The sequence below is a fragment of the Comamonas sp. NLF-1-9 genome, assembly GCF_019195435.1.
GTDB lineage: Bacteria > Pseudomonadota > Gammaproteobacteria > Burkholderiales > Burkholderiaceae_C > Comamonas_C.
On sequence record NZ_CP078069.1, the window covers coordinates 2471391 to 2496776 of the forward strand.

Annotated in this window: 29 protein-coding genes; 14 read left to right on the forward strand and 15 right to left on the reverse strand. The window is 69.4% G+C overall.

Features of this window, described 5'->3' with window-relative positions:
- Positions 1-95: 95 nt before the first annotated feature.
- Positions 96-1271 (reverse strand): MFS transporter, encoded by a 1176-nt coding sequence (locus KUD94_RS11885; RefSeq protein WP_218237407.1) that lies wholly within the window; start codon positions 1269-1271, stop codon positions 96-98.
- Complete coding sequence (locus KUD94_RS11890) at positions 1268-2215, reverse strand: DMT family transporter (RefSeq protein WP_218237408.1); 948 nt, start codon at positions 2213-2215, stop codon at positions 1268-1270. Before KUD94_RS11890 ends, KUD94_RS11885 begins: the two co-directional genes overlap by 4 nt.
- 122 nt (positions 2216-2337) lie before the next feature.
- Between KUD94_RS11890 and minC the strand changes: the two genes are divergently transcribed.
- From minC to minE, 3 genes are read left to right on the forward strand one after another with little or no spacing between them, the layout of a single operon-like run.
- Positions 2338-3093, forward strand: coding sequence for a septum site-determining protein MinC (gene minC, locus KUD94_RS11895; protein WP_218237409.1), 756 nt, complete (start codon positions 2338-2340; stop codon positions 3091-3093).
- Positions 3094-3131: 38 nt separating this feature from the next.
- A complete protein-coding gene (minD, locus tag KUD94_RS11900; protein ID WP_146912407.1) occupies positions 3132-3947 on the forward strand; it encodes a septum site-determining protein MinD in 816 nt (271 codons plus the stop codon).
- 6 nt (positions 3948-3953) lie between these two features.
- Entirely contained in the window at positions 3954-4220 is a 267-nt protein-coding gene (gene minE, locus KUD94_RS11905; protein ID WP_146912406.1) for a cell division topological specificity factor MinE, read from the forward strand.
- Here the strand turns inward: minE and greB are convergent, their stop codons facing one another.
- From greB to KUD94_RS11950, 9 genes are all read right to left on the reverse strand, one after another.
- Positions 4221-4790 (reverse strand): transcription elongation factor GreB, encoded by a 570-nt coding sequence (greB, locus tag KUD94_RS11910; protein WP_218237410.1) that lies wholly within the window; start codon positions 4788-4790, stop codon positions 4221-4223.
- The gene (locus KUD94_RS11915; protein WP_255568809.1) at positions 4787-5332 is read right to left on the reverse strand and encodes a flavin reductase family protein; all 546 of its coding nucleotides are present in this window, start codon (positions 5330-5332) and stop codon (positions 4787-4789) included. The genes greB and KUD94_RS11915 overlap by 4 nt, the downstream gene beginning before the upstream one ends.
- Positions 5333-5460: 128 nt before the next feature.
- On the reverse strand, positions 5461-6069 hold the full coding sequence (locus KUD94_RS11920; RefSeq protein WP_218237411.1) for a DUF2799 domain-containing protein: 609 nt from the start codon (positions 6067-6069) through the stop codon (positions 5461-5463).
- Positions 6039-6461, reverse strand: a complete 423-nt coding sequence (locus KUD94_RS11925) for a universal stress protein (protein ID WP_218237412.1) — start codon at positions 6459-6461, stop codon at positions 6039-6041. Before KUD94_RS11925 ends, KUD94_RS11920 begins: the two co-directional genes overlap by 31 nt.
- A gap of 66 nt (positions 6462-6527) precedes the next feature.
- Positions 6528-7505, reverse strand: a complete 978-nt coding sequence (locus tag KUD94_RS11930) for a hypothetical protein (protein WP_218237413.1) — start codon at positions 7503-7505, stop codon at positions 6528-6530.
- Between the two features lie 132 nt (positions 7506-7637).
- On the reverse strand, positions 7638-9506 hold the full coding sequence (locus KUD94_RS11935; RefSeq protein ID WP_218237414.1) for a phosphoenolpyruvate carboxykinase (GTP): 1869 nt from the start codon (positions 9504-9506) through the stop codon (positions 7638-7640).
- 300 nt (positions 9507-9806) lie between these two features.
- Entirely contained in the window at positions 9807-9950 is a 144-nt protein-coding gene (locus KUD94_RS11940) for a hypothetical protein (RefSeq protein ID WP_218237415.1), read from the reverse strand.
- A gap of 121 nt (positions 9951-10071) precedes the next feature.
- Positions 10072-11226 carry a DNA-processing protein DprA gene (dprA, locus tag KUD94_RS11945; RefSeq protein WP_218237416.1) on the reverse strand — a complete coding sequence of 385 codons (1155 nt, stop codon included), beginning with the start codon at positions 11224-11226 and terminating at the stop codon, positions 10072-10074.
- A 24-nt stretch (positions 11227-11250) separates the two neighbouring features.
- Positions 11251-12477, reverse strand: coding sequence for a LysM peptidoglycan-binding domain-containing protein (locus tag KUD94_RS11950; protein WP_218237417.1), 1227 nt, complete (start codon positions 12475-12477; stop codon positions 11251-11253).
- Positions 12478-12642: 165 nt separating this feature from the next.
- On the opposite strand from KUD94_RS11950, the gene def reads away from it, so the two are divergent.
- From def to KUD94_RS11990, 8 genes are all read left to right on the forward strand, one after another.
- On the forward strand, positions 12643-13167 hold the full coding sequence (def, locus tag KUD94_RS11955) for a peptide deformylase (RefSeq protein ID WP_218237418.1): 525 nt from the start codon (positions 12643-12645) through the stop codon (positions 13165-13167).
- Positions 13164-13679, forward strand: coding sequence for a hypothetical protein (locus tag KUD94_RS11960; protein WP_255568811.1), 516 nt, complete (start codon positions 13164-13166; stop codon positions 13677-13679). Before def ends, KUD94_RS11960 begins: the two co-directional genes overlap by 4 nt.
- Positions 13680-13692: 13 nt before the next feature.
- Positions 13693-14667, forward strand: a complete 975-nt coding sequence (gene fmt / locus KUD94_RS11965; RefSeq protein ID WP_218237419.1) for a methionyl-tRNA formyltransferase — start codon at positions 13693-13695, stop codon at positions 14665-14667.
- Between the two features lie 74 nt (positions 14668-14741).
- Positions 14742-15431 (forward strand): AzlC family ABC transporter permease, encoded by a 690-nt coding sequence (locus KUD94_RS11970; protein WP_218239292.1) that lies wholly within the window; start codon positions 14742-14744, stop codon positions 15429-15431.
- Positions 15428-15763, forward strand: coding sequence for an AzlD domain-containing protein (locus KUD94_RS11975; protein ID WP_218237420.1), 336 nt, complete (start codon positions 15428-15430; stop codon positions 15761-15763). The genes KUD94_RS11970 and KUD94_RS11975 overlap by 4 nt, the downstream gene beginning before the upstream one ends.
- Before the next feature lie 48 nt (positions 15764-15811).
- Positions 15812-17047, forward strand: a complete 1236-nt coding sequence (locus tag KUD94_RS11980; protein WP_218237421.1) for a phosphoglycerate kinase — start codon at positions 15812-15814, stop codon at positions 17045-17047.
- Between the two features lie 122 nt (positions 17048-17169).
- A complete protein-coding gene (locus KUD94_RS11985; RefSeq protein WP_218237422.1) occupies positions 17170-17859 on the forward strand; it encodes a hypothetical protein in 690 nt (229 codons plus the stop codon).
- Complete coding sequence (locus tag KUD94_RS11990) at positions 17856-18410, forward strand: FlgO family outer membrane protein (protein ID WP_218237423.1); 555 nt, start codon at positions 17856-17858, stop codon at positions 18408-18410. Before KUD94_RS11985 ends, KUD94_RS11990 begins: the two co-directional genes overlap by 4 nt.
- Before the next feature lie 45 nt (positions 18411-18455).
- Here KUD94_RS11990 and KUD94_RS11995 read toward each other — a convergent pair whose 3' ends face one another.
- A complete protein-coding gene (locus tag KUD94_RS11995) occupies positions 18456-19346 on the reverse strand; it encodes a DMT family transporter (protein ID WP_218237424.1) in 891 nt (296 codons plus the stop codon).
- Positions 19347-19434: 88 nt separating this feature from the next.
- Here KUD94_RS11995 and pyrF point away from each other — a divergent pair, with 88 nt between their 5' ends.
- Positions 19435-20277: an orotidine-5'-phosphate decarboxylase gene (pyrF, locus tag KUD94_RS12000; RefSeq protein ID WP_218237425.1), complete on the forward strand. Its 843-nt coding sequence runs from the start codon at positions 19435-19437 to the stop codon at positions 20275-20277.
- A gap of 109 nt (positions 20278-20386) precedes the next feature.
- On the opposite strand, the gene KUD94_RS12005 is transcribed toward pyrF, so the two are convergent.
- Positions 20387-21532, reverse strand: coding sequence for an FAD-binding oxidoreductase (locus KUD94_RS12005; RefSeq protein ID WP_218237426.1), 1146 nt, complete (start codon positions 21530-21532; stop codon positions 20387-20389).
- A gap of 94 nt (positions 21533-21626) precedes the next feature.
- Between KUD94_RS12005 and KUD94_RS12010 the strand changes: the two genes are divergently transcribed.
- Complete coding sequence (locus tag KUD94_RS12010; RefSeq protein ID WP_218237427.1) at positions 21627-22181, forward strand: DUF924 family protein; 555 nt, start codon at positions 21627-21629, stop codon at positions 22179-22181.
- Here the strand turns inward: KUD94_RS12010 and mnmA are convergent, their stop codons facing one another.
- Positions 22182-23294 (reverse strand): tRNA 2-thiouridine(34) synthase MnmA, encoded by a 1113-nt coding sequence (mnmA, locus tag KUD94_RS12015; RefSeq protein WP_218237428.1) that lies wholly within the window; start codon positions 23292-23294, stop codon positions 22182-22184.
- Between the two features lie 92 nt (positions 23295-23386).
- On the opposite strand from mnmA, the gene KUD94_RS12020 reads away from it, so the two are divergent.
- Entirely contained in the window at positions 23387-24874 is a 1488-nt protein-coding gene (locus KUD94_RS12020) for a M20 family peptidase (RefSeq protein WP_218237429.1), read from the forward strand.
- Positions 24875-24894: 20 nt separating this feature from the next.
- Here KUD94_RS12020 and KUD94_RS12025 read toward each other — a convergent pair whose 3' ends face one another.
- A complete protein-coding gene (locus tag KUD94_RS12025) occupies positions 24895-25383 on the reverse strand; it encodes an NUDIX hydrolase (RefSeq protein ID WP_218237430.1) in 489 nt (162 codons plus the stop codon).
- Positions 25384-25386: the final 3 nt, after the last annotated feature.

A 25386-nucleotide genomic window follows, 5' to 3' on the forward strand; every position in this document is an offset into this window, starting at 1 on the left:
TAACCAACCCGCCCCATGATCGGCATGGCCTTTCACGGCAGCCTAGCGAGCTGACCGGTGAAGCGCCGCGCCCCGGCCATCGTCGGCTGCCGCGTTCAAGCGCGGCCGGGTGCGGCCCGGCGGCGCAGCTTGAGCCAGCCCAAGGCCAGGGCCATCAAGACCAGCGCTGGCACCGAGCCATAGTTGAGCCAGTTCCAGCCTTGCGTGGTCACCAGTGCGCCCGAGGCAAACGAGGTCACCGCCATGGTGGCAAACACGCAAAAGTTGATCGCCGCCTGCGCCCGGTCTTTTTCTTCGGGGCGGTAGGCCTGCAGCGCCAGCGTCGTGGCGCCGGTGAACAGGAAGTTCCAGCCCACGCCCAGCAGCACCAGCGATGCCAGGAAGTGGTGCAGCGCCACGCCCGACAGCGCCACCGCCACGCACAGCAGGTTCAGCAGCACGCCCGCGCCCATGACCTGGAGCACGCCAAAACGGCGGATCAGGTGCCCGGTAAAGAAGCCCGGCGCATACATGCCGATCACATGCCATTGCAGCACCAGGGCGGTGGCGCCGAACTCGAAGCCCATCACCTGCATGGCCAGGGGCGTGGCGGCCATCAAGAGGTTCATCACGCCGTAGCCTATGGCCGCGCCCAGCGTGGCCACGATGAACACCGGCTGACGCATGATCTCGCCCACGGCGCGGCCTTGCGGCGCGTGACGGGTGCGCACCGGCGCGGGCGGGAAGCGGATCAGCGCCATGAGCGCCATGGCCAGCAGCGCGACCAGCGCCAGCGTGAGGTAGGCGGCGACGAAGGGCGTGGGCAGCAGGGTGCGCGTCCAGGCGGCCAGGTTGGGGCCGACTACCGCGCCCAGCAGTCCGCCGGCGAGCACCAGCGACACCGCCTTTTCCTGCCAGTCGGGCCGGGTCAGCTCGACGGCGGCAAAGCGGTAAAGCTGGCCGTTGGCGTTGTAGTAGCCCGCCACCACGGTGGCCAGCATCAGCAGCGAAAAGCTGCGCGTCTGCGCCGCGTAGGCGGCCAGCAGCGCCGAGCCCAGCGCCACCGCCAATCCGATCTGAAACGACAGCGCGCGTCCATAGCGCGCCTGCGAGCGCGCCACCAGCGGCGCGGCCAGCGCCCCGCCCACTACATAGCCCATGACCGGCAGCGTCGCCATCCAGCCCTGGGGCGCAAGCTGCAGCCCCACCAGCCCGTTGATCGCAATGAAGGTGACGTTGTTCACCAGGAACAGGCCCTGGCACAGGGCCAGCAGCAGCAGGTGCCGGTTCATGCCGCGCCCTCGGCCTGCCCGGGCGCGGCCAGCGCGCCGCGCCGGTTCACCAGCACGATGCCGGCGGCCACCAGCGTGAGCGCGCCCAAAAGCGTGGGCGTGACCGGCTCGCCCAGCCAGGTGGCACCGATCAGCAGCGTGAACACCGGCGTGAGAAAGATGAATACCGACATGCGCGTGGCCGGGTAGCGCGTGAGCATCCACATCCAGACCAGATAGCTCACGAAGGCGCCGATCAACCCTTGCACCAGCAGCGAGAACCAGGCAAAGGCGCTGAAGTCGATCTGCCAGTGCTCGCCCAGCAGCCAGGAGACGGGCGGCAGCACCAGCGTGGTCACGCCCATCTGCCACAGCAACTGCTTTTCCGGCCGCGCGTGCTGCAGCGGCGAGGCGCGCAGCATGCAGGTGGTCAGGCCCCAGAGCAGGCCGGCGACCACCGCCAGCAGATCGCCGATCCAGGCATCGGCGTGGGCCGCGTCGTCGCTGCGCCAGCCGTCGCCCAGCGCCAGCAGCACCCCAAAGAAGGCGCACACCAGGCCTGCCCATTGCAGGCGGTTCAGACCCTCGCTGCGCACGAACCAGGGCAGCACCAGCGCCACCCAGAAGGGCGAGCAGTACAGGAACAGCGTGGCGCGCGAGGCCGTGGTGTACTTGAAAGCCAGGAACAGGAAGACGAACTCGCCGGCAAACAGCAGCCCCGCCTGCACTCCGGCGCGCGACACCCCGCGCGGCTGCGCCGGCCCGGCGAGCGAGATACCGCGCAGCCGGCACCACAGCAGCAGCGCCAGCGTGCCCAGCGCAAAGCGCCAGAAGGCCTGGTAGATGGGCGCCACCTCGACCAGCGTGGCCTTGGACAGCGTCTGCTGAAAGCCCCAATACAGGCAGCAGGCGAGCAGCAGGCCGACGGCCAGGGAATCGAGATGGAGCTTGCGGGCGGCGGGCATCGCGCGATTATCCGGGCGCGCGGCGCGCGCCGGGTCGCATGCGTTACCCGGGCCCGGGCCGCCGGCAGCCGCACAGTACACTTGCCGGATTTGCTCAGCCGGCGACCGCCGCGCCGCACTTCATGGCCGTTGAACCATCGGGCCAGGCCCGTACCAGTTTCGATCTCAAGAGCGCCCGGCTGCCGGTGGTGGCGCTGGTGCTCAAGAGCACCGACGGCGCGCAGATCGAGGCGGAGTTCGAGCGCCAGCTGGCCGACGACCAGTCCTTCTTCGACGACGACCTGGTGGTGATCGACCTCGCGCAGGTGCGCGAAGACCCCGCCCCGATCGATTTTGCCGCGCTGGTGGCGCGCCTGAAGCAGCACCGCACCTGCCCGGTGGCGGTGCGTGGCGGCAGCGCCGAGCAGATGCAGGCCGCGCTGGCCTGCGGCCTGGCGGCCGCGCCCGAGGCGGTGCAGCACAACGCGCCCGCTGCCGCACCCGCACCGGCGTCGCCCGCCGAGGCGCCCGAGCCTCCCGCCGCCGATGAAGCCGCGCCCGAGCGCGCCGCCCCCACGCTGGTAATAGACAAGCCGGTACGCTCGGGCCAGCAGATCTATGCGCGCGGCGGCGATCTGGTGGTGCTGGCCATCGTCAGCTTCGGCGCGGAGGTGATTGCCGACGGCAGCATCCACGTCTATGCGCCGCTGCGCGGGCGCGCCATGGCCGGAGCACGGGGTGACGCCGGCGCGCGCATCTACACCACCTGCCTGGAGCCGCAACTGGTGTCGATTGCCGGCATGTACCGCACCACCGACAATGCGCTGCCCGAGGACGTGCGCGGCAAGCCCGCACAGGTGCGCCTGGAGGGCGAGAAACTGATTTTCGAGCCGCTGTAAGCACGGCGGCGCAGACACAACGCAAGGAAATTCCACACATGGCCAAGATCGTCGTCGTCACCTCCGGCAAGGGAGGAGTGGGCAAGACCACTACCAGCGCCGCATTCGCCGCCGGCCTGGCGCTGGCCGGACACAAGACCGCGGTGATCGACTTCGACGTGGGCCTGCGCAACCTGGACCTGATCATGGGCTGCGAGCGCCGCGTGGTCTACGACTTTGTCAACGTGATCCAGGGCGAGGCCAACCTGAACCAGGCGCTGATCAAGGACAAGCAGTGCGACAACCTCTTCATCCTCGCCGCGAGCCAGACGCGCGACAAGGAGGCGTTGACCATAGAGGGTGTGGAGAAAGTGCTCAAAGACCTGGCCGAGATGGGTTTCGAGTACATCGTCTGCGACTCGCCCGCCGGCATCGAGAGCGGCGCGCTTGCGGCCATGCACTTTGCCGACGAGGCGCTGCTTGTGACCAACCCCGAAGTCTCCAGCGTACGCGACTCCGACCGCATCCTGGGCATGCTATCGAGCAAGACCCGGCGCGCGGTCGAGGGCGCCGAGCCGATCAGGGAGCACCTGCTCATCACGCGCTACAACCCCAACCGCGTGGAGGACGGGCAGATGCTCAGCCTCACCGACATCCAGGACATCCTGCGCATCAAGCTGATCGGCGTGATCCCCGAGTCCGAGACCGTGCTGCAGGCCTCCAACCAGGGTCTGCCGGCGGTGCACATGAGCGGCTCGGACGTCTCCGAGGCATACAAGGACGTGGTTGCGCGCTTTCTCGGCGAGGAGCGGCCGCTGCGCTTTACCGATGCCGTCAAGCCGGGCCTGTTCAAGCGGCTCTTCGGCGGGAGGTAAGCGGCCATGTCCCTGCTGTCATTCTTCCTGGGCGAGAAGAAAAAGTCGGCCGCCGTGGCCAAGGAGCGGCTGCAGATCATCCTGGCGCACGAGAGGAGCGGGCGCAACGCCGGCCAGCCCGACTACCTGCCCGCGCTGCAAAACGAGCTGGTCGCGGTGATCTCCAAGTACGTGCACATCAACCCCGAAGACCTGAAGGTGCATTTCGAGCGCCAGGACGAGCTCGAAGTGCTGCAGGTGAAGATCGAGCTGCCCGAAACGGCGCGCGGCTGATCAGCGCTCGGGCGGCGCCGGGTAGCTGACCGAGAGGATTTCGAGGGTGCGCGGCCCGGCCGGGGTCTGCAGCTGCACCTCGTCGCCCTCGCGCGCCTTGAGCAGCGCGCGCGCCACGGGCGAAATCCAGCTCACCTGCTGGCGCGCGCTGTCCACCTCGTCGATGCCGAGGATGGTCACGGTGCGCTCCTCGCCCAGGTCGTCCACGTAGCTGACCGTGGCACCAAAAAACACCTGGTTGCTGCCGGCGTGTACCGAAGGGTCTACTACCTCGGCCTTCTCCAGCCGCCTGGTCAGGAAGCGGATGCGCCGGTCGATCTCGCGCAGGCGCTTCTTGCCATAGAGGTAGTCGCCGTTTTCCGAGCGGTCGCCATTGAGCGCGGCCCAGTGCACCACCTCGACCACCTTGGGGCGCTCGTCGTCGATCAGCGCGAGCAGCTCGCCGCGCAGGCGCGCGTAGCCTTCGCTGCTCAGGTAGTTCCTGGCGTCGGCCGGAATCTGCAGCGCGGGGGCGAGGTCTTCGTCCTCGTCGCCATCGCCGTCGCTTTCACGCGTGAAGGCCTTGCTCATGGCACTACCTTCACGGCCGCAGCGCGCGGCAGCGCACCCAGCGGGTGCTCGGTGTAGAACATGCCGCCGTGGTAGAGCAAGGGCGCCTCGTGCGCGCTGTGGCAGCAGTGCAGCACCTGGCCGACCAGAATGGTGTGGTCGCCCTCGGGGTAGCGGCTGCGGTTGGCGCATTCGAACACCGCAACCGCGCCGCCGAGCACCGGCACGCCGGTGTGCCCGGGCTGCCAGGGCACGTCGTCCCAGCGCTTGGGCCCGCGCGTGGCAAAGCGCACCGCGAGCTCACGCTGCTGCACGCCAAGCACGTTGATCGCGTAGTGCGCGGCGCCGGAAAACAGCGCCAGCGACGCCGCCTTGTGCGACAGGCTCCAGAGCACCAGCGGCGGCTCGAGCGAGACCGAGTTGAAGGAATTGACGGTGAGGCCGATCGGGCCGCCGTCGGGCGCGAGCGTGGTCACTATGGTCACGCCCGTGGCGAACATGCCCAGCGCATCGCGCAGCGCACGCGGGGCCGGCGGCGGCGCGGTGGGTGGGATGGCAGTCACGGAGCGGGTGAACACATGGATGGCAGGCGGAACAAGTCTTGATTATCCCGAGCTCGCCACTCGGGCGCAGCGCGCTGGCGCGGGAGACCCTGCGCGCTTGCGCGGCAAAGCGCGCGGTGGCCGGGCGTTCAGCGCCCCAGGCGCAGCTTCCATTCGGCGCGGTCCAGGTCGCTGCGCGCCTGGGCAATGCGCCAGTCGAGCTCGCGCAGTTGCTGGCGCAACTGGCGGCGCACCGCCTCGTCCTTGCTCAGGCCGAGCTGGCGCTGCAGGCGGTCTTGCTCGCCCTGCAGACGGCGCAGCGCCTGCTCGGCGTCGTAGGCTTGCCGGCCCGCGCGGTAGCGATCGAGAAAGCCGCCCTCGATCTGCGGCGGGCAGGAGTTGAGGTAGGCACGCCCGTCGCGGCCCCAGCGCGCGCCGTTCTCGGGCGTGCAAAAGCGCGTGATGCCGGCGTTCCAGCCGCCCAGGTACAGCGCCTCGTTGGGCACCACGCCGGCCTCGGCGCAGGCCTCGCGGATGTCTTGCAGGCGCGCGCGCGGATAGCCGTTGAGCGCGTCGCGCATGCCTTGCTCGCCCCAGTCGGCGCTGCGGCATTCCTCTACGCTCATTGCGGCGCAGGCGCCCAGCAGGCTGGCCGCAAGGCAGGCGGCCAGCAGGCCGATGCGGCGCGTGAGCGGCCGCGCGCGGGCGTCGTCGCTGCCCATGGCGCTCAACGCACCAGCAGCACCGGCACGCTGCATTTGGCCAGCACCTTGGTGCTGACCGAACCCATGACCAGCTTGCCCAGCGCACCGTGGCCCTGGGTGCCCATGACGATGAGGTCGAAGGGCGTGGATTCGGCCAGCGCGGCAATCGTCTCGGCCACCAGGCCCACCTTGGCAATGGTCTGCACCTGCACGCCCTTGCGCGCGAGGAACTCGCGCACCGGCTGCATCACCGCCTCGGCTTCGTCGTCGTAATAGCTTTGCACCAGCTCGCGGCTCAGGGCGCCGCGTGCGCGTGGCGGCAGCGCGGTCTGCACGGTGATGGCGCTGTACTGGTGCTCGGGGCCGAGCATCTCGTCGTGGCTGGCGAGGTAATCCAGCATCTTGCGGGTGTAGGGACTGCCGTCGACGGCAAGCAGAATCTTCATCGCAGTTCCTGTGCGCGGCTGCGCGGTTGGCTTGAGCGCCCCATCATACGGGCTCGCGCGCCAGCTTCAGGGGCGTGCGGCCGCCAGCAGCGCGGCAAATTCGGCGTGTGCTATCACGAAGTCGAGCAACTGGCCGCGCGGCGTGCCCAGCTGCAGCCGCCAGTTGCCCGGCACGCCCTCGCGGTAGCGCGCGGCGAGCGCTTGCGCCAGGTCTTGCGGCAGGTCCAGCTGCAGTTCTTCGCGATATTGGCATTGGCCCGAGAGCAGGTCGCGCACGCCGCAGGTATTGCCGCTCGAGACCTTGGTGAGCGCGACGCTTTGCTCGCCATCCAGGCCTTCGAAGCGCGCCTTGTCGTAGCCGCGCATCACCTCGTCCACATAGGTGAGCGCGATCACTACCTGGACCTGCAGCTTGCCGGGCGCCGCGCCGGCGCGCGCACGCAGGTAGACGAGGTTTTGCTCGTCGGGGTTTTCCTGGGGATGGGCGCCGCGCGTGTCCCAGACGGCGGCGCCGTCCGGCCCGCGGTGCTCACCCAGGCGCGCCGCATAGTAGCCGGCGCGGTAGCGCAGCGCCAGTGCGTCGAACAGCTCGGCGCTGGCGACGGCGCGAAACAGGTACTGCCCATCCTTCCAGCCGCTGCGCTTTTGCACCAGCGCGTAGTTGTCCACTGCGCCCTTGGCAAAGAAGGCGTGGTAGCTGATCTGCTGCGCCGGGCCGCCCGCCTCCTGCACGCTGCTGCGCTCGGTGCCGCGGCATTGCACCGGCGTGCCGTCGGGCGCGGCCAGGGTGTCGATGCTGGCCTCGCACAGCCCGTCGCTGCTCGTGGTGCACGACCAGTCGCTGCGGTGCTTGGTCGGGTTCCAGAAGGAGCCCAGGCGCGACTCGCAGCGGCCCCAGAGCTTGAGCCCGGCCATCGGCAACTCCTCGGCATCGAGAAAGAGGAAATGGATCTTGCCCTGCACCAGGGGCGCAGCGGTTTGCGCCCGCGCCGGGGCGGTGAGCGCCAGCAAGGCGGCGGCGCAGAGGAAAAAACGAAAGTTCATCGAAGCTCAAGATGGCGCCCACGGCGCCCGCGCGCCGTGCAAGCCGGCGATGGTAACGACCCGCGCCGCTGCCGCTGCCCGAGAGGCCCGGCCAGCAGGCGGGCCTTTGCGCCGGGCTTTTTCCAGCTCGCCCTAGAGGGCGCCGATGCGCTCGGCCAGCGCCGTGCGAATCTGCAGCAACTGCGCCGGCAGGCGCTGCGCCAGCCGTTCAAAGTGGGCGTCGTGCAAGGCCAGCTCTTCCTGCCAGGCGCCGGGGTCGATGTCGGTGACGCTGGCGAACTGCGCCTCGGAAAAATCGAGTCCGTGCCAGTTGATTTCGCCGTAGTGCGGCGCGATGCCAAACGGCGTCTCCTGCCCCGCAGCCTGGCCCTCGATGCGGTCGAGCATCCACTTGAGCACGCGCATGTTCTCGCCATAGCCGGGCCAGACGAACTTGCCGTCCGTGCCCTTGCGAAACCAGTTCACGCAGTAGATGCGCGGCAGGGTGGCGCCTTGGGCCTTGAGCTTTTCGCCCAGGCTCAGCCAGTGCTGGAAGTAGTCGCTCATGTGGTAGCCGGTAAACGGCAGCATGGCAAAGGGGTCGCGGCGCACCACTCCCTGCTGGCCCACGGCGGCGGCGGTAGTCTCGGAGCCCATGGTGGCGGCCATGTACACGCCCTCGGCCCAGTTGCGCGCCTCGGTCACCAGCGGTACGGTGGTCGAGCGCCGCCCGCCGAAGATCAGGGTGTCGATGCGCACGCCCGCCGGATCGTCCCAGGCCGGATCGAGCGCCGGGTTGTTGGTTGCGGCGCAGGTGAAGCGCGCATTCGGGTGTGCCGCCTTGGCGCCGGTCTCCCTGGCGATCGCCGGGGTCCAGTCCTGGCCCTTCCAGTCCAGCAGGTGTTCGGGCAGGTGGCCGGTGTCTTTTTCCATGCCCTCCCACCAGACGTCGCCGTCGTCGGTCAGCGCCACGTTGGTGAAGATCACGTCGCGCTTCAAGCTCAGCATGCAGTTCGGGTTGGTCTGCATGTTGGTGCCGGGCGCAACGCCGAAATAACCGGCCTCGGGGTTGATCGCGCGCAAGGAGCCGTCGGCCTGCGGCTTGATCCAGGCGATGTCGTCGCCGATGGTGGTGACCTTCCAGCCGTCGAAGGCCTTGGGCGGCACCAGCATCGAGAAATTGGTCTTGCCGCAGGCGCTGGGAAACGCGGCGGCCACGTGGTATTTTTTTCCTTCGGGGTTTTGCACGCCCAGGATCAGCATGTGCTCGGCGAGCCAGCCTTCGTCGCGCCCCATGGTGGACGCAATGCGCAGCGCCAGGCACTTTTTGCCCAGGAGCGCGTTGCCGCCGTAGCCCGAGCCGTAGCTCCAGATTTCGCGCGTTTCGGGGTAGTGCACGATGTATTTGGTGGGGTTGCAGGGCCAGCTCGTCGCGTCTTTCTGCCCTTCGGCCAGCGGCACGCCCACGCTGTGCACGCAGGGCACGAACGGACCCTCGGTGCCGATCACGTCGTAGACAGCGCGGCCCATGCGCGTCATCAGCTTCATGTTCACCGCCACATAGGCGCTGTCGGAAAGCTCCACGCCGATCTGCGCGATCGGGCTGCCCAGCGGCCCCATGGAGAACGGAATCACGTACATCGTGCGCCCGGTCATGCAGCCGTCAAACAGCGGCTTGAGCGTCGCGCGCATCTCGGCCGGCGCCATCCAGTGGTTCGTCGGGCCGGCGTCTTCTTCCTTCTGCGAGCAGATGAAGGTACGCCCTTCGACGCGCGCGACGTCGCTGGGGTCGGACCACGCGAGAAAGGAATTGGGGCGCTTGGCCGGGTTCAGGCGCTTGAAGGTACCGGCCTGAACCAGTTGCTCGCACAGCTGCTCGTATTCCTCCTGGCTGCCGTCGCACCAGTGGATGCGCGCCGGCTTGCACAGCGCTGCCATGTCGGCGACCCAGGCGATCAGGCGGGCGTTCTTGACGTAGGCGGGTGCCTGCACGTGCAGGCCTTGCATGGTCGGTGCGTTCATCGCGGGGCTTCCTGGAGTTGAAAAACGGTCTTTTCAAAGGAAGCCCAGCCCGCCCTGTCGGGTGCGGGGTGTGTCTGGACGCGCGCCGCCTTTGAAAAAAGGGCTCTTCACCTGCCAGCATGCAGCGCATCGGCCGGGTCGAGATCGATTCTAGGAAGTGCGCCCCGATTTGTCCCTCGCCCTACCCCCAAACCCATGAAAATGATGCATGACTTTATGCGCGCGATGCGCCGTCTGGGCATGAGTTCGGGCATGAAAAAGCCCCGCGTTGCGGGGCTGTTTGTGGCGGCGGGGAGCGCGTCAGCCGACGGTGATCGCGATCATCGCCAGGATGAAGATCAGCATCGCGCCGTACATCGGGATGATGAAGGGGATCACGGTAGTGACGCTCTCTATCGGATCGACTTCAGCGGCGGTTTCGGGGCTGGGGGTGTGCTCGGACATGGTGCGGCCTCCTGGCGATTCGGTTTCTTGTCTTCCGTAGCCCGCAAGTGTAGCGCCAAGCGCCCGCAGGCGTGCGCCTCGCCCCTGGCGCGCCGCGGGTCAGACACCGCTTGAGCGCCCCTCAGGCGCCCGCGACTTGTTGAAACAGGCCGCCGGGCAGGCGCGCGACATGGCCCGCCAGTTCCAGCTCCAGCAGACGCAACTGCAGGCTGGCCGCGTCCATGCCGGTGCGTGCCACCAGCGCGTCGATGCCTAGCGGATCAAAGCCGAGCGCGTGCAGCACCGGGTCCGCTGCCTCGGTCGCGCGCGCGCCGGCTTCGGGGGCGGGCTGGGCCAGCGGCGGCCGCAGCCCGGGCAGTGCGAGTTCTTCCAGGATGTCTTGCGCGGTTTCCACCAGTTTGGCGCCCTGGCGAATCAGCGCGTGGCAGCCGCGCGACTGCGGCGCGTGGATGGAGCCGGGAATCGCAAACACCTCGCGCCCCTGTTCGCTGGCGAGGCGTGCGGTGACGAGCGAGCCCGAGGCCAGCGCCGCCTCGACCACCAGCGTGCCGCGCGTCAGCCCGGAGAGGATGCGGTTGCGCCTGGGAAAGTTGGCCGGCAGCGGCGGCGTGCCCAGCGGGTATTCGCTCAGCAGCAGGCCGCGCTCGGCAATGCGCCGCGCCAGGGCCTGGTGCGCGCGCGGATACACCTGGTCGAGCCCGGTGCCGACCACCGCGACGGTGTCCGGGCCCATGCCCGGCGCCGCTGCCAGCGCGCCTTCGTGGGCCGCGCAATCCACGCCGCGCGCAAGGCCCGAGACGATGCACAGGCCGGCCTCGCGCAGCGCCCGGCCAAAGGCGCGGGCGTTGTGCACGCCCTGGGCGCTGGGGCTGCGGCTGCCGACGACCGCCAGACTGGCAGCGGGCACCAGGGTATCGGCATGCAGCCAGGTTTCGGCCCCTTCGGCGTAGAGCAGCACCGGCGGGTCTTCGGTGTCCAGCAGCGCCTGCGGATAGTTGCCGTCGGCCAGGGTGAGCAGCGCGCGGGCGATGCCCGGGCCGGGGGAGGTTTCAAGCCATTGCCGGGTGCGCTGGACCAGGGCGTCGAGCTCGGGGCCGTGGTGTTTCGCGAGGGCGCTGGCCTGGGCACTGCTCAGGCAGCTGCCCCAGTCCGCCGCATCGTGCGCGAAGACGGCCTCGGGCAGACCGAAGCGGCTGAGCAGCCGCCGCGCCGCCGCAGGCCCCAGGCCCTTGGCCGTGGTCAGGCGCAGCCAAGCCGCAAGTTCGCCCGGCTGCATCGCGCCGCGAAGCTGCTGCAGGACTTACTGCTGCGGGTTGACTAGGTGGTCGCCCACCTGCACCGCGTCGCTCACGCGCAGCAGCAGCACGTAGGAGACGCGCTCGAAGGTGCGAAACACCATGGCGATGCCATTGACCTCGCTGGGCAGCTTGATGGTGGGCTTGTTCTCGTCGGTCTTGTCCTGCACGCGCTCGCCGCCGCTGAGCACGGTGAGCACCTGGCCGACCTCGATGCCGTCGGCGCTGCCGCGGTTGATGGCCACCACCTGGTTCTGCCCGGCGTAGCGCACCGCGGTGCTGCCGTACAGCGAGACCACCTGCGCATCCACCGGCACCTGCGGCGCATGCGGCACGTAGTTGGCAAAGCCCTGCTTGACCGCAGGCAGCAGGCGGTCGCCCGGGCGCACCTCTTCCTTGGCGCCCGAGAGGCTGACCGTGGCGGGCACCGGCACGACCTCGACCTTGCCCTCGCCGGCCGGGCTTTCCTGCTCGGACTCGCCGCGCACCAGCGTGGCGCGCGCGACGTACTGCGCCTCGTAGCCGAGGATCTCGCCGCTGGCCGGGTCCTTCATCGGCACCAGGTTGCGGTACACGCGCCACTGGCGCGGGGTGTCGACGCCGAGTTCGACCGGGCTGCCTTCTGCGCCGCGCACGTAGGCCAGGTCGCCATTGCCGATGATGGAGTGCGAGCCGCGCGTGGCGACGATGCGCGGTGCCTGCTCGAAGGCCAGCTCCTGTACCACCTCGGGCTCGACCAGGAAGGGCTCGATCAGTTGCGGGTTGAGCGTGGGCAGCGCGCTGTCGGCCAGGCTCTCGTAGCGTGTGCGCGGCGAGATGCGGATGGTCTCCCCGGGCCCGCCGGTGTGCAGCCGGGCGTAGCCGCCGCTGCGCTCCAGGTACAGGGTCTGGCCCGGATAGATCAGGTGCGGGTTGGCGATGGTCTTGAGGTTCATGCCCCAGAGCTCTGGCCAGCGCCAGGGCTGGCGCAGGTACACGCCCGAGATGCCCCAGAGCGTGTCGCCGCGCTTGACCACGTAGCGCTCGGGCGCACCGGGCGAGAGCTCGGACTCGGGAATGCCGCGGGCGGCCGTCTGCTGGGCGGTGGCGCGGGCCTGGTCGGTGATGGGAAACTTTTGCGCCCATGCGGCACCCGAAGGCAAGGTGCAGAGCAGGGCGGTGGCCAGGAGCGAGGCGGCCGCTGCGCCGCAGGCCTGTGTGCTTGTCCGTCCTGCCTTGTCTTTGTCCAGCATGTGAAGATCCCTCTTGCCTGTTTCGTCGCGTCGCTGCGCTCGAGCGATGAGCACAAATCAAGAGAGATTCTCGATCCAAGCTCTTGATTGGGCAACGATTATTGCCCCTGAGCCAACGTCCGCGCCCGAAAGTGGCGAGAATAACGACATATTCCACACCCAGCCATGGCCATTCTTCCCATCCTCCGTTACCCCGATCCGCGCCTGCACAAGGTGGCCCAGCCGGTGCAGCAGGTCGATGAGCGCATACGCACGCTGGTGGCCGACATGATCGCCACCATGTACGAGGCCGAAGGCATAGGTCTGGCCGCCACGCAGGTGGATGTGCACGAGCGCGTGATCGTGATCGACGTGTCCGAGACGCGCGACCAGCCCATGGTGTTGATCAACCCCGAGACGCTCTGGCTCAGCGAAGACAAGCTGCTCGGCGACGAAGGCTGCCTGTCGGTGCCCGGCATCTATGAGCGCGTCGAGCGCTCGGCGGCGGTGCGGGTGCGCGCGCTCGACGCCACGGGCGAGCCGCGCGTGATCGAGGCAGAGGGCCTGCTGGCGGTGTGCATCCAGCACGAGATGGACCACCTCATGGGCCGGGTCTTCGTCGACTACCTCTCGGCGCTCAAGCGCGGGCGCATCAAGACCCGGCTGCTCAAGCAGGAAAAGGAGCTGCGCCAGCAAGCGGTGCACGCATGACGCGCGTGCGCACCACCGCCGCCGTGCTGCGCCGCCGCGCGCTGTGCCTGGCGGCGGCCGCGCTGCTTGCGGCCTGCGCCGCGCCGCGCTGGCAGCAGCCGGGCACGCCGCTGCCCGAGGTGCTGGCCGCGCTCGGCCAGCCCACGCTCACGCTGGCCTTGCCGGGCGGCGGGCAGCGACTGATCTACAGCAGCGAGCCCGCGGGCCGGCAGGTGCTGCAGGCCGAGTTCGACGCCGGCCAGCGGCTCGTCGCGCTGCATCAGGTGATGAACGAGGCGCGCTTCATGGCGCTGCGCCCCGGCGTGGACACGCGCACCACGGTGCTGCAGACCTTCGGGCCGCCCGCCCTGGTGGAGCAGGTGGTCAGCTTCAGGGGCGACATCTGGACCTACCGCCTGCTGGAGAACTTCATCGCGCGCCAGGCCCACGTGCACATCGACCCGGCCGGCGTGGTGCAGCGCGTGATGTTCACCGACGAAGAGCCGGACGAGCGCTTCCTGCGGCTGCGCTGAGGACCGCCCTGCCATGCGCCTGGCCTTTGCCGGTACCCCCGAATTTGCCCAGCAGGCCTTGCAGGCGCTGCTGGACGCGGGCCTGCAGGTGGCGCTGGTGCTGACCCAGCCCGACCGCCCTGCGGGGCGCGGCATGCAGTTGCAGGCCTCGCCCGTCAAGCAGTGCGCGCTGCGCCACGGCCTGGCGCTGGCGCAGCCGCGCAGCCTGCGCCTCGATGGTCGCTACCCCGAGGACGCGGCCCAGGCGCGCGCGGCGCTGCTGCAGGCCGACGTCGACGCCATGGTGGTCGCCGCCTATGGCCTGATCCTGCCGCAATGGGTGCTCGATGCGCCGCGCCTGGGCTGCCTGAACATCCACGCCAGCCTGCTGCCGCGCTGGCGCGGCGCGGCGCCGATACACCGCGCGATCGAGGCGGGTGACGCCGAAACCGGCGTGACCATCATGCAGATGGACGCGGGCCTGGACACCGGCCCCATGCTGCTGCGCGAAGCGCTGCCGATCGCGCCGCGCGACACCACGGGCAGCCTGCACGACAAGCTGGCGCGCCTGGGCGGCGAGCTGATCGTGCGCAGCTTCAAGGAACTGGCCGAAGGCGGCCTGCAGCCCACGCCCCAGCCCGAGGAAGGCGTGAGCTACGCGCACAAGGTCAGCAAGGCGGAAAGCCTGATTGACTGGTCGCGCCCGGCCGCGGCGATAGAGCGGCAGGTGCGCGCCTTCAACCCCTTCCCGGTGGCGCAGACCGAGCATGCGGGCGCTGCGCTCAAGGTCTGGGACTGCGAAATTGATAGCTATTCGCGTAATACGGACGGGCGTTACGGCCGGATTTTGCTTGTAAACGAAGCTGGTGTGCGCGTGGCCTGCGGCGAGGGCACGGCGCTCCGGCTCACCGCCTTGCAGCGCGCGGGCGGCAAGCGCCTGGCGGCGGCCGAATTCCTGCGTGGGCACGCCCTGGACGTGGGCGACGTGCTCGGCGGGCGGGGCGCGTGAGCGGGCGCGCTGCGGCCTGGTCCGCGCTGCTCGCGCTGCTGCGCAGCCCGCACTACCGCCTGGGCGTGCTGGACATGGCGGGCCTGGCGCTGGGCATCTCCGCCTGGGGTCTGGTCACCGGCGTGGCCATGGTCAAGACCGGCATGGGCGTGACCATGGCCGTCATCATGACGCTGACCGTGTACGCCGGCAGCGCCCAACTGGCGGTGTTGCCGCTCATGGCCTCGGGCGCGCCGCTGTGGGTCATCTGGCTCACCGCGGCCTGCGTGAACCTGCGCTTCGTGATCTTCAGCAGCCTGTGGCGCGACTATTTCGGCGGGCTGCCGCGCTGGCACCGCATCGCCCTGGGCTATGTGAGCGGCGACGTGATCTTCGTCGGCTTTCTCAAGCGCTTTCCCAAGCCCGAGCCCCGGCCCGAGCAGGTGCCGTATTTCTGGGGCGCGGCGACGACGCTCTGGCTGGCCTGGCAGCTGTCCTCGCTTGCCGGCATCGTGCTGGCCAATGCGATCCCGCTGCACTGGGGCCTGGGCTTTGCCGGCGTGCTGGCGCTGCTGGGCATTCTGCTGGCGATGCTGGTGGACCGCCCGAGCTGGCTCGCCACGCTCACCGGCTGCAGCGCGGCGGTGGCGGCCTATGCGCTGCCGCTCAAGCTCAACATTCTGCTGGCGGTGGCCGTGGCGGTGGCCGTAGGCCTGGCGGCCGAGGCGCTGGAGCGCAGCCTGCGGCGCAACCGCCAGCGCGCGGGGGCGCAGACGCCGCCATGAACCAGCCGTGGTGGCTCGTGCTGATCACCATCGCCGGGCTCACGCTGGTGACGGTGATCACCCGCGCGCTCTTCCTCATCCCCGAGCGCGAACTGCCGCTGCCCGACTGGCTGCGCCGCGGGCTCAAGTACGCGCCGCTGGCGGCCATCGCCGCGGTCGTCGCGCCCGAGGTGTTGATGCAAGACGGGCAGCTGATCCGCACCCTGGCGGACGCGCGCCTGCCGGCGGTGCTCGTGGCCAGCGCCTGGTACTTTTGGCGGCGCAGCATTCTCGGCACCATCGTGGTCGGCATGGCCGTCTACCTGCCGCTGCACATCGTGCTGGGCTGGTAGCGCCGGGGCTTTCCTACAATCGCCGCGCCCCATCACCATCGGTATCGCATGCACATCCTTCGTTTCTCCGACCTCTGCGCCCAGGGCCAGGCCCGCGGGCGGCGCGTATTCATCCGCGCCGATCTGAACGTGCCGCTGGACGGCGAGCGCATCACCGAAGACACGCGCATCCGCGCCTCGCTCCCCTGCATCCGCATGGCGCTGGAAGCGGGCGCCGCGGTCATGGTGACGAGCCACCTCGGGCGCCCCACCGAGGGCGAGCTCAGGCGCGCCGACTCGCTGGCCCCGGTGGCGCGGCGCCTGGGCGAACTGCTGGGGCGCGAGGTGCCGCTGCGCGCCGACTGGGTCGATGGCGTGCAGATCGCGCCCGGCGAGCTGGTGCTGCTGGAAAACTGCCGCGTCAACCCCGGCGAGAAGAAGAACGACCCGCTGCTGGCGCGCAAGATGGCCGCGCTGTGCGACATCTACGTGAACGACGCCTTCGGCACCGCGCACCGCGCCGAGGGCACGACCTATGGCATCGCCGAGTACGCGCCCGTGGCCTGCGCCGGCCCGCTGCTGGCCGCCGAGATCGACGCGCTCACGCGCGCGCTGGCCAGCCCCAGGCGCCCGCTGGTGGCCATCGTTGCCGGCTCCAAGGTGTCGACCAAGCTGACCATACTCAAGAGCCTGGCGCACAAGGTCGATCAACTCATCGTCGGCGGCGGCATTGCCAACACCTTCCTGCTGGCGGCCGGCCTGCCGATTGGCAAGAGTCTGGCCGAGCCCGACCTGGTGGGCGAAGCGCGCGCGGTGATCGACGCCATGGCCGCGCGCGGCGCCAAGGTGCCGATCCCGAGCGACGTGGTCGTGGCCAAGACCTTTGCCGCCGACGCCGCGGCCAGCGTCAAACCCGTCGCCGAGGTCGCCGAGGACGATCTGATCCTGGACATCGGCCCCGACACCGCCGCGCGCCTCGCGGCCCAGCTGGAAGCGGCCGGCACTATCGTCTGGAACGGCCCGGTAGGGGTGTTCGAGTTCGACGCCTTTGCCCACGGCACCGAAACCATCGCCCGGGCGATCGCGCGCTCTAACGCCTTCAGCATCGCCGGCGGCGGCGACACGCTGGCGGCGATCGCCAAGTACGGCATCGCCTCGCAGGTGGGTTACATCTCCACGGGGGGCGGCGCTTTTCTGGAAGTACTCGAAGGCAGGCAGCTGCCGGCGTTCGAAATCCTCCAGCGCCGCGCCGACTTGCCGGCGCAAGTTGCGGTCGCGTGCAAACAAAACAACACAATCGCCTGAGCGCGTAGGGCAAATTCCCCGCGCGTGTTTGCCTTTCCCGGGTTTGGTGCTAAAAATGCCGTTCGAGCCCGTGGGAGGCGTGTGATTGCACCGCGTGGCATCATCAATTGGAGGAGAGGATCATGTCCTTGACCAGGGCTCTCACATGGGCTGCCGCTGCCGCTTCCGTCGTGGCACTCACGGCCTGCGAAACCGCACCGATACCGGTGGCGAAGAACTTCGAATACACCAGCCAGTACAAGGTACGCTCGGCCGGCCATTGGGACCTTGTGGCGCGCGACGTGGCCGCGCAGACCCGCGCCATGCTGGGCTCGGTCGGCGTGGCGGACACCAGCGCGCTGCACGTGGTGGCACCGGCCAACCCCAGCCCTTTTGACCTGGGCTTTCGCGACTTCCTGATCACCGAGCTGGTGCACGACGGCGCCCATGTGCGCGTCGACCCGGCGGCGGCGCTCGCCGTCAGCTACAGCACCCAGGTGGTGCGCCACAACAGCGACCGCCCGCACTTCATCCCCGGCGCCTTCACCATGCTGGCCGGCGGCCTGGCCGCGGCCTACGGCCTGCGCCTGCAGCACATCGACACCAAGATCGTCGCCGGCCTGGGCCTGGCGGTGGGCCTGGACTACGCCAACAGCATCAATTCGGGCGGCCCGACGAATACCGAGCTGATCCTCACGACGACCGTGACGCGCGACGGTCAGTATCTGGCGCGCAAGACCGACGTCTACTACCTCGAGAACGTGGACCTGCCGCTGTTCGCAAAACAGCCGCAGTACTACCGTGCAGTCAACATGAAGGTGGTCTCGCAATGAAACGCGCACTTGCACTGAGCCTCGTCGCCGCCCTGTTCGCTGCGGGCTGCGCCCAGCAGTCCACCCAGATCCGCGCCGAGCCCACCTACAAGCAGGCGGCCGAGGCGCCCATGCTGCAAAGCAGCCGCGACGCGGTCAACCGCCTGCTTGCCGGCCTGGACATTGGCGCCACCGGCCCGGGCCCGGTGCTCGTGGCCACGGTGGTCAACGTCAATGACCTCAACCGCGCCGCACCGCTGGGGCGCACGCTGTCCGAGCAGTACGCCAACGCCATGGCGATGAGCGGCTTCGACGTCAAGGAAATCAAGCTGCGCGGCGCCGTGTTCGTCAAGCAGGACGCGGGCGAGCTGCTGCTCTCGCGCGAAATCAAGGACATCGCGCGCCAGCACAACGCCTCCATGGTGCTCGTGGGCACTTATTCGGCCGCGGCCAATTTCACCTACGTGAGCCTGAAGCTCGTGCGCATGGAAGACAGCCGCATCATCCGCGGCTACGACTACGCGCTGCCGGTGGACCGCGACGTCAAGCAGCTGCTCACGCAGGCGCGCTGAGCGCCTTGCGCACCAGCGCCTGCAGGCCGCCTTCGGGCGGCTTTTTCATGGCCTCGGCGCGGCGCGCGCGGGGCGCAGCACCGAGGCGATCGCCAGCACGATGAGCGCCATCGCGCTCCAGTCCTGCCAGTGCAGCGCCTCGCCCAACCACCAGCTGCCGGCAAACACGCCGATCACCGGAATCATCATCACGCTGAGCGTGGAGGCGACAGGCGGTAGCGTGCGCGCCAGGTAAAACCAGGCCACCTGCGCGAAGGCCAGCGCCAGCACCGCGTTGTAGACGATGCCAAAGACCGTCACCGCGCCGGGCCAGTGCCAGCTGCCGGATTCCAGCAGCCAGGCCAGCACGGCGAGCACCGCCACGGTGAGCAGCGTCATCCACAGCGTGAGCGTGATCAGCGGTAGCGCCAGCGCGCTGCGGCGCAGCAGCTGCGTGCCCAGCGCCCAGCAGGCGGCGGCGGCCAGCATCAGCGCCACGCCGCTGGCGCTGCCGCCCAGGTTGCCCATCTCGTTGGCCAGCAGCAGCAACACGCCGGCGGCAGCCGCGCTCACGCCAGCCCAGGCGCGCAGCCCGAGCCGGTCGCGAAACAGCAGCTGGCCCAGCACCGCGGAGAAGATCGGCATGGTGTAGCCCAGGATGGCTGCGCGGCCGCTGGCCAGGCGCGGGATCGACAGAATCATCAGCACATTCCACAGCACCATGTTCCAAAGCGCGAGCCAGCCAAGCTGACGCCAGTGCACGCGCGCTATCGTCAGCGGCAGGCGCTGCTGGCGCAGCACCAGCAGGTAGAGCGGCACGCTCAGCGCCAGCGACAGCGCGCGAAACGTGAGCGGCGGGAAGTCGGCCACGCTGATCTTGAGCACGGGCCAGTTCAGGCCCCAGACCAGGGTGAGCAGCAACAGCACCACGAGCTGGCGGCGGGTGAAGGCAGGCATGGGGCGCGATTGTGCCCGCCGCCCGCGCGCGCGGGCAGTCACCGGCGCGCCTGCCCCCGGGGGGCGCGCTTCTCTACAATCGCCGCCCATGGATTTCCTCGAGCTGCTGGGCGCTGCCACGCGCCGCAACGATTCCATGCTGTGCGTCGGCCTGGACCCCGACCCCGCGCGTTTTCCCGCGCAGCTGCGCGGCGAGGGCAGCCGCATCTACGATTTTTGCGCCGCCATCGTCGACGCCACGGCCGACCTGGTCTGCGCCTTCAAGCCGCAGATCGCCTACTTTGCGGCCCAGCGCGCCGAAGACCAGCTCGAGCGGCTGATGCAGCACATGCGCGTGAACGCGCCGCAGGTGCCCATCATCCTGGACGCCAAGCGCGGCGACATCGGCTCCACGGCCGAGCAGTACGCGCGCGAGGCCTTCGAGCGCTACGGCGCGGACGCGGTCACGCTCTCGCCCTTCATGGGCCTGGATTCGGTCGAGCCCTATCTGCGCTACCCGGGCAAGGGGGCTTTTCTGCTGTGTCGCACCTCCAACGCGGGCGGCGCCGACCTGCAGGCGCAGCGCCTGGCCGACGTGCCCGGCCAGCCGCTGCTCTACGAACACTTGGCGGGCCTGGTGCAAGGCCCGTGGAACACTAATGGCCAGCTCGGCCTTGTGGTCGGCGCAACCTGGCCGGCGGAGATCGCGCGGGTGCGCGCGCTGGCGCCCACAGCGCCGCTGCTCATTCCCGGCGTGGGCGCGCAGGGCGGGGACGCGCCCGCCACGGTGCGCGCCGGCTGGCGCCCGGACGGCCCCATCGTCGTCAATTCCTCGCGCGCCATCCTTTACGCCTCGGGCGAGGCGGACTTTGCCGAGGCCGCGCGCGCCGTCGCCCAAGCCACGCGCGCGCAGCTCAACGCAGCACGGCCGGCGCAGGCCAGCCCGCGCTAGCAGCGGCTTGCGCTGCGCGCGTGCGAGGGCGCGCAGGCGTCGCCCGGGCCGTGAGGCCCTCGTGCGCTGAATCTCTTTTCATCGGTCGGATGCCCGCCTGGCCCCGCGCTCAGGCGGCGCGCAGTCTGCGCGGCGAGAGGGTTGCGGCCAGCGCGTCGTCTATGCCCTGGGCGCGCAGGTGCGCGTCGAGCGGCTCGCCCAGCAACAGATTGCGCGCCAGCAGCGCATAGCCGGCGGCGCTCTGGATGCCGTAACCGCCCAGCGCTGCCAGCCAGAAAAAGCCTTCGAGCGCATCGTCCGCTCCGATGACGAACTCGCCATCGGCCACGAAGGAGCGCAGCCCCGCCCAGACCTGCGTGGGCCGGCGTATGGTGAGCGTGCTCACCGCCTCGATGTGGGCGATGCCGGTGGCCACGTCCAGCTCTTCGGGCAGCACGTCGTGGGGTTCGGTGTCGTCGGCATTGGCGGGCGAGCCTAGCAGTTGGCCGGCGTCGGGCTTGAAGTACCAGTCCTCGGCCACGCCGATGGCCGCGGGCCAGTCCTTCACCGCCACGCCCGCCGGCGGCGTAAAGGTGAAGGCGCTGCGCCGGCGCGGCACCAGGCCGACGGGGCGTGCGCCGGCCATCGCGGCCAGCGCGTCCGCCCAGGCGCCGGCCGCGTTGACCACGCAGCGCGCCTGCACCGCTTCACCGTTTGCCAGCGCAATGCGCCACGCGCCCGCCGTGCGCGTGAGGCCGAGCACTTCGGCATCGGTGCGCAGCTGCGCGCCCAGCCGACGCAGGCCGCGCAGATAGCCTTCGTGCAAGGCGTGCACGTCGATGTCCATCGCGCCGGGATCGAGCAGGCCGCCGATCACCGCCTCGGGGCGCAGGCAGGGCAGCAGGGCGCTGAGCGCCTCGGGCGTGAGCTCGGCCAGATCGGGCGCATGCGGGCGCAGCTCGGCATGCAGCGCAGCCAGCGCCTGCTCCTGACCCTGGGTGGCGACGTAGGCCACGCCGCGCGGCGTGAGGATGGAGGCGTCGGCAAAACCCGCCGGCGGTGCCTGGTAGAAGAAGCGGCTGGCGCGCGTCAGCGCGCGTATCGCCGGCGTGCCATAGGTTTCGATGAACAGCGCGGCCGAGCGCCCGGTGCTGTGGTAGCCGGGCTGGCTCTCGCGTTCGAGCAGCAGCACCGAGGCGCCACTGCCTGCCAATTGCCAGCCCAGCGCCGCCCCGGCCATGCCGGCACCGACGATGGCGTAATCCCAGGTTTGCATATAAACTCCTTGTTTGATAGCTGCTCGCGCTTGCACAGCAAGCGTTTGAGCCCGATTTGGCTTGTATTGTGCGGCAAGGGCGATACTTGCAGCCATGAACGATACGACGAGCAGCCCGGCCCAGGTACTGGCATTCTGGTTCGACGAAACCAGCCCCAAGCTATGGTTTGCCAAGGATGCGGACTTTGACGCCGCCATCGCCCGGCGCTTTGCCGGCATCCACGCCGCGGCCACGCGCGCCGAGCTTTGGCGCTGGCGCGGCGATGCCGACGGCCGCCTGGCGGAGATCATCGTGCTCGACCAGTTCTCGCGCAACCTGCACCGGGGCAGCCCCGCCGCCTTTGCCCACGACGCACTGGCCTTGGTGCTTGCGCAGGAGCTGGTGGCCCGCAAGCTGGACCAGGAGCTGGCGCCGGTGCGCCGCGGCTTTGCCTACCTGCCCTTCATGCACAGCGAGTCCGCGCTGGTGCAGCAGCAGTCGCTGCGCCTGTACCAGGCCCTCGCGGAGCCGGTGAACCTGGACTTCGCGCGCCGCCATGCCGAGATCATTGCGCGCTTTGGCCGCTACCCGCACCGCAATGCGGCGCTGGGGCGGGCGAGCACGCCGGAAGAAGTCGAATTCCTCAAGCAGCCGGGCAGCAGCTTCTGATCAATTGCCGGCGGCGGCGATCACCCCGCCGCCCAGGCACAGCTCGCCGTCGTAGAGCACGGCCGATTGTCCCGGGGTGACGGCCCATTGCGCTTCGTCGAAGCTCAGGGCGAAGGCATTTTGCTCCTGGTTTAAGAGCGTGCAGCGCGCGTCCTGCTGGCGGTAGCGCGTCTTTGCGCTGTAGGCGCCGGCTGCGGGCGCAAGGCCCGCGACCCAGCTTGCGTCCTCGGCCTGCAGCGTGCGCGACAGCAGCCAGGGGTGCTCATGCCCCTGCACCACGACGAGGGCGTTGCGCGCAGCGTCCTTGCGCGCGACGAACCAGGGCGCGTGCTCGCCGCCGCCGCGCGGCGCGCCCTTGTCCTTCACGCCGCCTATGCCCAGACCCTGGCGCTGACCCAGGGTGTAGAAGGACAAGCCCAGATGCTGGCCCAGCGTGCGTCCCCGCTCGTCGACGATGGGGCCAGGTTCGCGCGCGATGTAGCGGTTCAGAAAGTCGCGAAACGGGCGCTCGCCGATGAAGCAGATGCCGGTCGAATCCTTTTTCTTCGCGTTGGGCAGCTTGAGCTCGGCGGCAATGCGGCGCACCTCGGTTTTCTTCAGCTCGCCCACGGGAAACAGCGTGCGCGCCAGTTGCGCCTGGTTCAGGCGGTGCAGAAAGTAGCTCTGGTCCTTGGTTGCATCCACGCCCTTGAGCAGCTCGTGCAGGCCGGTGGCCGGGTTGTGGCGCACGCGCGCGTAGTGGCCGGTGGCGATTTTCTTGGCGCCCAGGCGCATCGCGTGATCCAGAAACGCCTTGAACTTGATCTCGGCGTTGCACAGCACGTCCGGATTCGGCGTGCGCCCGGCCTGGTATTCGCGCAGGAACTCGGCAAACACGCGGTCCTTGTATGCGGCGGCGAAGTTCACATGCTCGATCTCGATGCCGAGCACGTCGGCGACGCTCGCGGCGTCGAGGAAATCCTGGCGGCTCGAGCAGTATTCATCGTCGTCGTCATCCTCCCAGTTCTTCATGAAGATGCCGACGACCTCGTGGCCTTGTTGCTGGAGCAGGTGGGCGGTGACGGCGGAATCCACGCCGCCGGACAGGCCCACGACGATGCGCTGTCTTTGCATGGCGCCAATTATCGATGGCCGGTCGCGCGTGTGTCAGGGCGCGGCGCGCGCCTGCTTTTAGGATGGCGGCCTGCAAGCCCAAGAGGGAGACCATGATCAAACGCATCTTTCAGTTCATCGTGCTGGCGCTGCTGGTGCTGGTGGCCGCCGTGGCGATCAACACCTGGCGCAAGGGTTCGCGCCAGTTGCAGGTAGCGCCGCTCGCGCCCATCGCCGTGGACGAAGCCGGCGCGGCCGAGCGCCTGGCCCAGGCGGTGCGGCTGCAGACCGTCTCGTCGGCCACGGATGCGGCGCTCAACCAGGGCGAGTTCCTCGCGCTGCACGCGCTGCTGGAGAAGCAGTTTCCGCGCGTGCACGCCACGCTGCAGCGCGAGCTGGTCAACGGGCTGTCGCTGCTCTACACTTGGCCGGGCAAGGACCCCAAGGCCAAGGCCATCCTGCTGATGGCGCACCAGGACGTGGTGCCGATCGCGCCCGGCACCGAGGGCGACTGGCAGGAGCCGCCGTTTGCCGGGCGGGTCAAGGACGGCTACATCTGGGGCCGTGGCTCCTGGGACGACAAGGGCAACCTGCTGGCGCAGATGGAAGCCGTCGAAGCCTTGATCGCCAGCGGCTGGCAGCCGCCGCGCACCATCTACCTGGCCTACGGCGCCGATGAAGAGGTGAGCGGCCTGCGCGGCGCGCGCGAGATCGCCGCGCTGCTGAAGTCGCGCGGGGTGCAGCTCGATTTCGTGCTCGACGAAGGCCTGCTGGTGCTCGACGGCGTGATGCCCGGCCTGAAAAGCCCGGCGGCGCTGATCGGCGTGGCGGAGAAGGGCTATATGTCGGTAGGCCTTGAAGCCAGCGCCACGCCCGGCCATTCCTCGATGCCGCCCAAGGCGGGCACGAGTGCCATCGCGATGATGGCGGCGGCGCTGAACGCGCTGGAAAACCAGCAGATGCCCGCGGCCATCCGCGGCGTGGCCGGCGAAATGTTCGACGCGCTGGCACCCGAGATGGGCGGCTTTTCGCGCGTGGCGCTGTCCAACCTCTGGCTCTTCGGGCCGCTGGTGCAAAAACAGCTCGAAGCGGCCGGCAGCACCAACGCCATGCTGCGCACCACGACGGCGCTGACCATCGTGCAGGCCGGCAACAAGGACAACGTGCTGCCCGGGCGCGCGCAGGCCACGGTGAACTTTCGCATCCTGCCGGGCGACACCCGCGAGGGCGTGATGCAGCACGTGCAGCAGGTGCTCGCCAAGGTGGCGCCGGCCGAGCGGCTCAAGGCCAGCACGCTGCCCGGTGCCAAGGAGGCATCCAAGGTGGCGCCCACGGCGTCGGCCCAGTACCGCGTGCTGAACCAGACCATCCGTGAGGTCTTTCCCGACGTGCTGGTAGCCCCCGGCTTGATGGTGGCGGCAACCGATTCGGTGCACTACGAGCCGATCAGCGACCACATCTTCAAGTTCTCGCCGGTGCGCGCCGACAGCGAAGACCTAAAGCGCTTTCACGGCACCAACGAGCGCCTGTCGGTGCAGGGCTATGCCGACGCCATCCGCTTCTACCAGCGCCTGGTCACCCAGCTCGCGGATGGCTTGTAGGGCGCCGCGGCGGTGCAGGCTCAGCCCAGCACGCTCGGGTGGGTGTGCACCAGCGAGAGCGCAAAGCGCTGGCCGGCCAGGTAGTCTTCCAGGCTTTGCAGCACCAGCGGGCTGCGGTGGCGCTCGCGGCAGGCGCGGATCTCGGCCGGGCTGAGCCAGAGCGCACGCACGATGCCGCTGTCCAGCTCGCGCCAGGGGTGGTGTGCGCCGGCGCGGCCGCAAAAGGCCAGGCGCAGATAGGTGACGTCTTCGCCGGTGCGCGTTCGGGTGAAGCGGTTCAGGTAGATGCCGACCAGGGCCTCGGGCCGGAAGTCGTAGGCGGCTTCTTCCAGCACCTCGCGGATGCAGCCCTGCTCGGGCGTCTCGCCCGGCTCCAGATGGCCCGCGGGGTTGTTCAGCTTCAGGCCGTCGCTGGTGTGCTCCTCGATCAGCAGGAAGCGTCCGTCCCGCTCGATCACCGCCGCGACGGTGACGTGGGGTTTCCAGCGCTCATGCGCGCCCGAGGTCATGGC

Coding starts and splice junctions, on each gene's coding strand:
- KUD94_RS11995 (WP_218237424.1), bottom strand. CDS start 19,346: ATGCCTGCCTTCACCCGCCGCCAGCTCGTGGTGCTGTTGCTGCTCACC.
- KUD94_RS11985 (WP_218237422.1), top strand. CDS start 17,170: ATGTCCTTGACCAGGGCTCTCACATGGGCTGCCGCTGCCGCTTCCGTC.
- KUD94_RS12010 (WP_218237427.1), top strand. CDS start 21,627: ATGAACGATACGACGAGCAGCCCGGCCCAGGTACTGGCATTCTGGTTC.
- KUD94_RS12020 (WP_218237429.1), top strand. CDS start 23,387: ATGATCAAACGCATCTTTCAGTTCATCGTGCTGGCGCTGCTGGTGCTG.
- KUD94_RS11925 (WP_218237412.1), bottom strand. CDS start 6,461: ATGAAGATTCTGCTTGCCGTCGACGGCAGTCCCTACACCCGCAAGATG.
- KUD94_RS12025 (WP_218237430.1), bottom strand. CDS start 25,383: ATGACCTCGGGCGCGCATGAGCGCTGGAAACCCCACGTCACCGTCGCG.
- KUD94_RS11930 (WP_218237413.1), bottom strand. CDS start 7,505: ATGAACTTTCGTTTTTTCCTCTGCGCCGCCGCCTTGCTGGCGCTCACC.
- fmt (WP_218237419.1), top strand. CDS start 13,693: ATGCGCCTGGCCTTTGCCGGTACCCCCGAATTTGCCCAGCAGGCCTTG.
- KUD94_RS11950 (WP_218237417.1), bottom strand. CDS start 12,477: ATGCTGGACAAAGACAAGGCAGGACGGACAAGCACACAGGCCTGCGGC.
- KUD94_RS11970 (WP_218239292.1), top strand. CDS start 14,742: ATGGCGGGCCTGGCGCTGGGCATCTCCGCCTGGGGTCTGGTCACCGGC.
- minE (WP_146912406.1), top strand. CDS start 3,954: ATGTCCCTGCTGTCATTCTTCCTGGGCGAGAAGAAAAAGTCGGCCGCC.
- KUD94_RS11890 (WP_218237408.1), bottom strand. CDS start 2,215: ATGCCCGCCGCCCGCAAGCTCCATCTCGATTCCCTGGCCGTCGGCCTG.
- minD (WP_146912407.1), top strand. CDS start 3,132: ATGGCCAAGATCGTCGTCGTCACCTCCGGCAAGGGAGGAGTGGGCAAG.
- KUD94_RS11960 (WP_255568811.1), top strand. CDS start 13,164: ATGACGCGCGTGCGCACCACCGCCGCCGTGCTGCGCCGCCGCGCGCTG.
- KUD94_RS12005 (WP_218237426.1), bottom strand. CDS start 21,532: ATGCAAACCTGGGATTACGCCATCGTCGGTGCCGGCATGGCCGGGGCG.
- pyrF (WP_218237425.1), top strand. CDS start 19,435: ATGGATTTCCTCGAGCTGCTGGGCGCTGCCACGCGCCGCAACGATTCC.
- def (WP_218237418.1), top strand. CDS start 12,643: ATGGCCATTCTTCCCATCCTCCGTTACCCCGATCCGCGCCTGCACAAG.
- KUD94_RS11980 (WP_218237421.1), top strand. CDS start 15,812: ATGCACATCCTTCGTTTCTCCGACCTCTGCGCCCAGGGCCAGGCCCGC.
- KUD94_RS11975 (WP_218237420.1), top strand. CDS start 15,428: ATGAACCAGCCGTGGTGGCTCGTGCTGATCACCATCGCCGGGCTCACG.
- KUD94_RS11940 (WP_218237415.1), bottom strand. CDS start 9,950: ATGTCCGAGCACACCCCCAGCCCCGAAACCGCCGCTGAAGTCGATCCG.
- KUD94_RS11935 (WP_218237414.1), bottom strand. CDS start 9,506: ATGAACGCACCGACCATGCAAGGCCTGCACGTGCAGGCACCCGCCTAC.
- greB (WP_218237410.1), bottom strand. CDS start 4,790: ATGAGCAAGGCCTTCACGCGTGAAAGCGACGGCGATGGCGACGAGGAC.
- mnmA (WP_218237428.1), bottom strand. CDS start 23,294: ATGCAAAGACAGCGCATCGTCGTGGGCCTGTCCGGCGGCGTGGATTCC.
- KUD94_RS11990 (WP_218237423.1), top strand. CDS start 17,856: ATGAAACGCGCACTTGCACTGAGCCTCGTCGCCGCCCTGTTCGCTGCG.
- dprA (WP_218237416.1), bottom strand. CDS start 11,226: ATGCAGCCGGGCGAACTTGCGGCTTGGCTGCGCCTGACCACGGCCAAG.
- minC (WP_218237409.1), top strand. CDS start 2,338: ATGGCCGTTGAACCATCGGGCCAGGCCCGTACCAGTTTCGATCTCAAG.
- KUD94_RS11920 (WP_218237411.1), bottom strand. CDS start 6,069: ATGCAGCGTGCCGGTGCTGCTGGTGCGTTGAGCGCCATGGGCAGCGAC.
- KUD94_RS11885 (WP_218237407.1), bottom strand. CDS start 1,271: ATGAACCGGCACCTGCTGCTGCTGGCCCTGTGCCAGGGCCTGTTCCTG.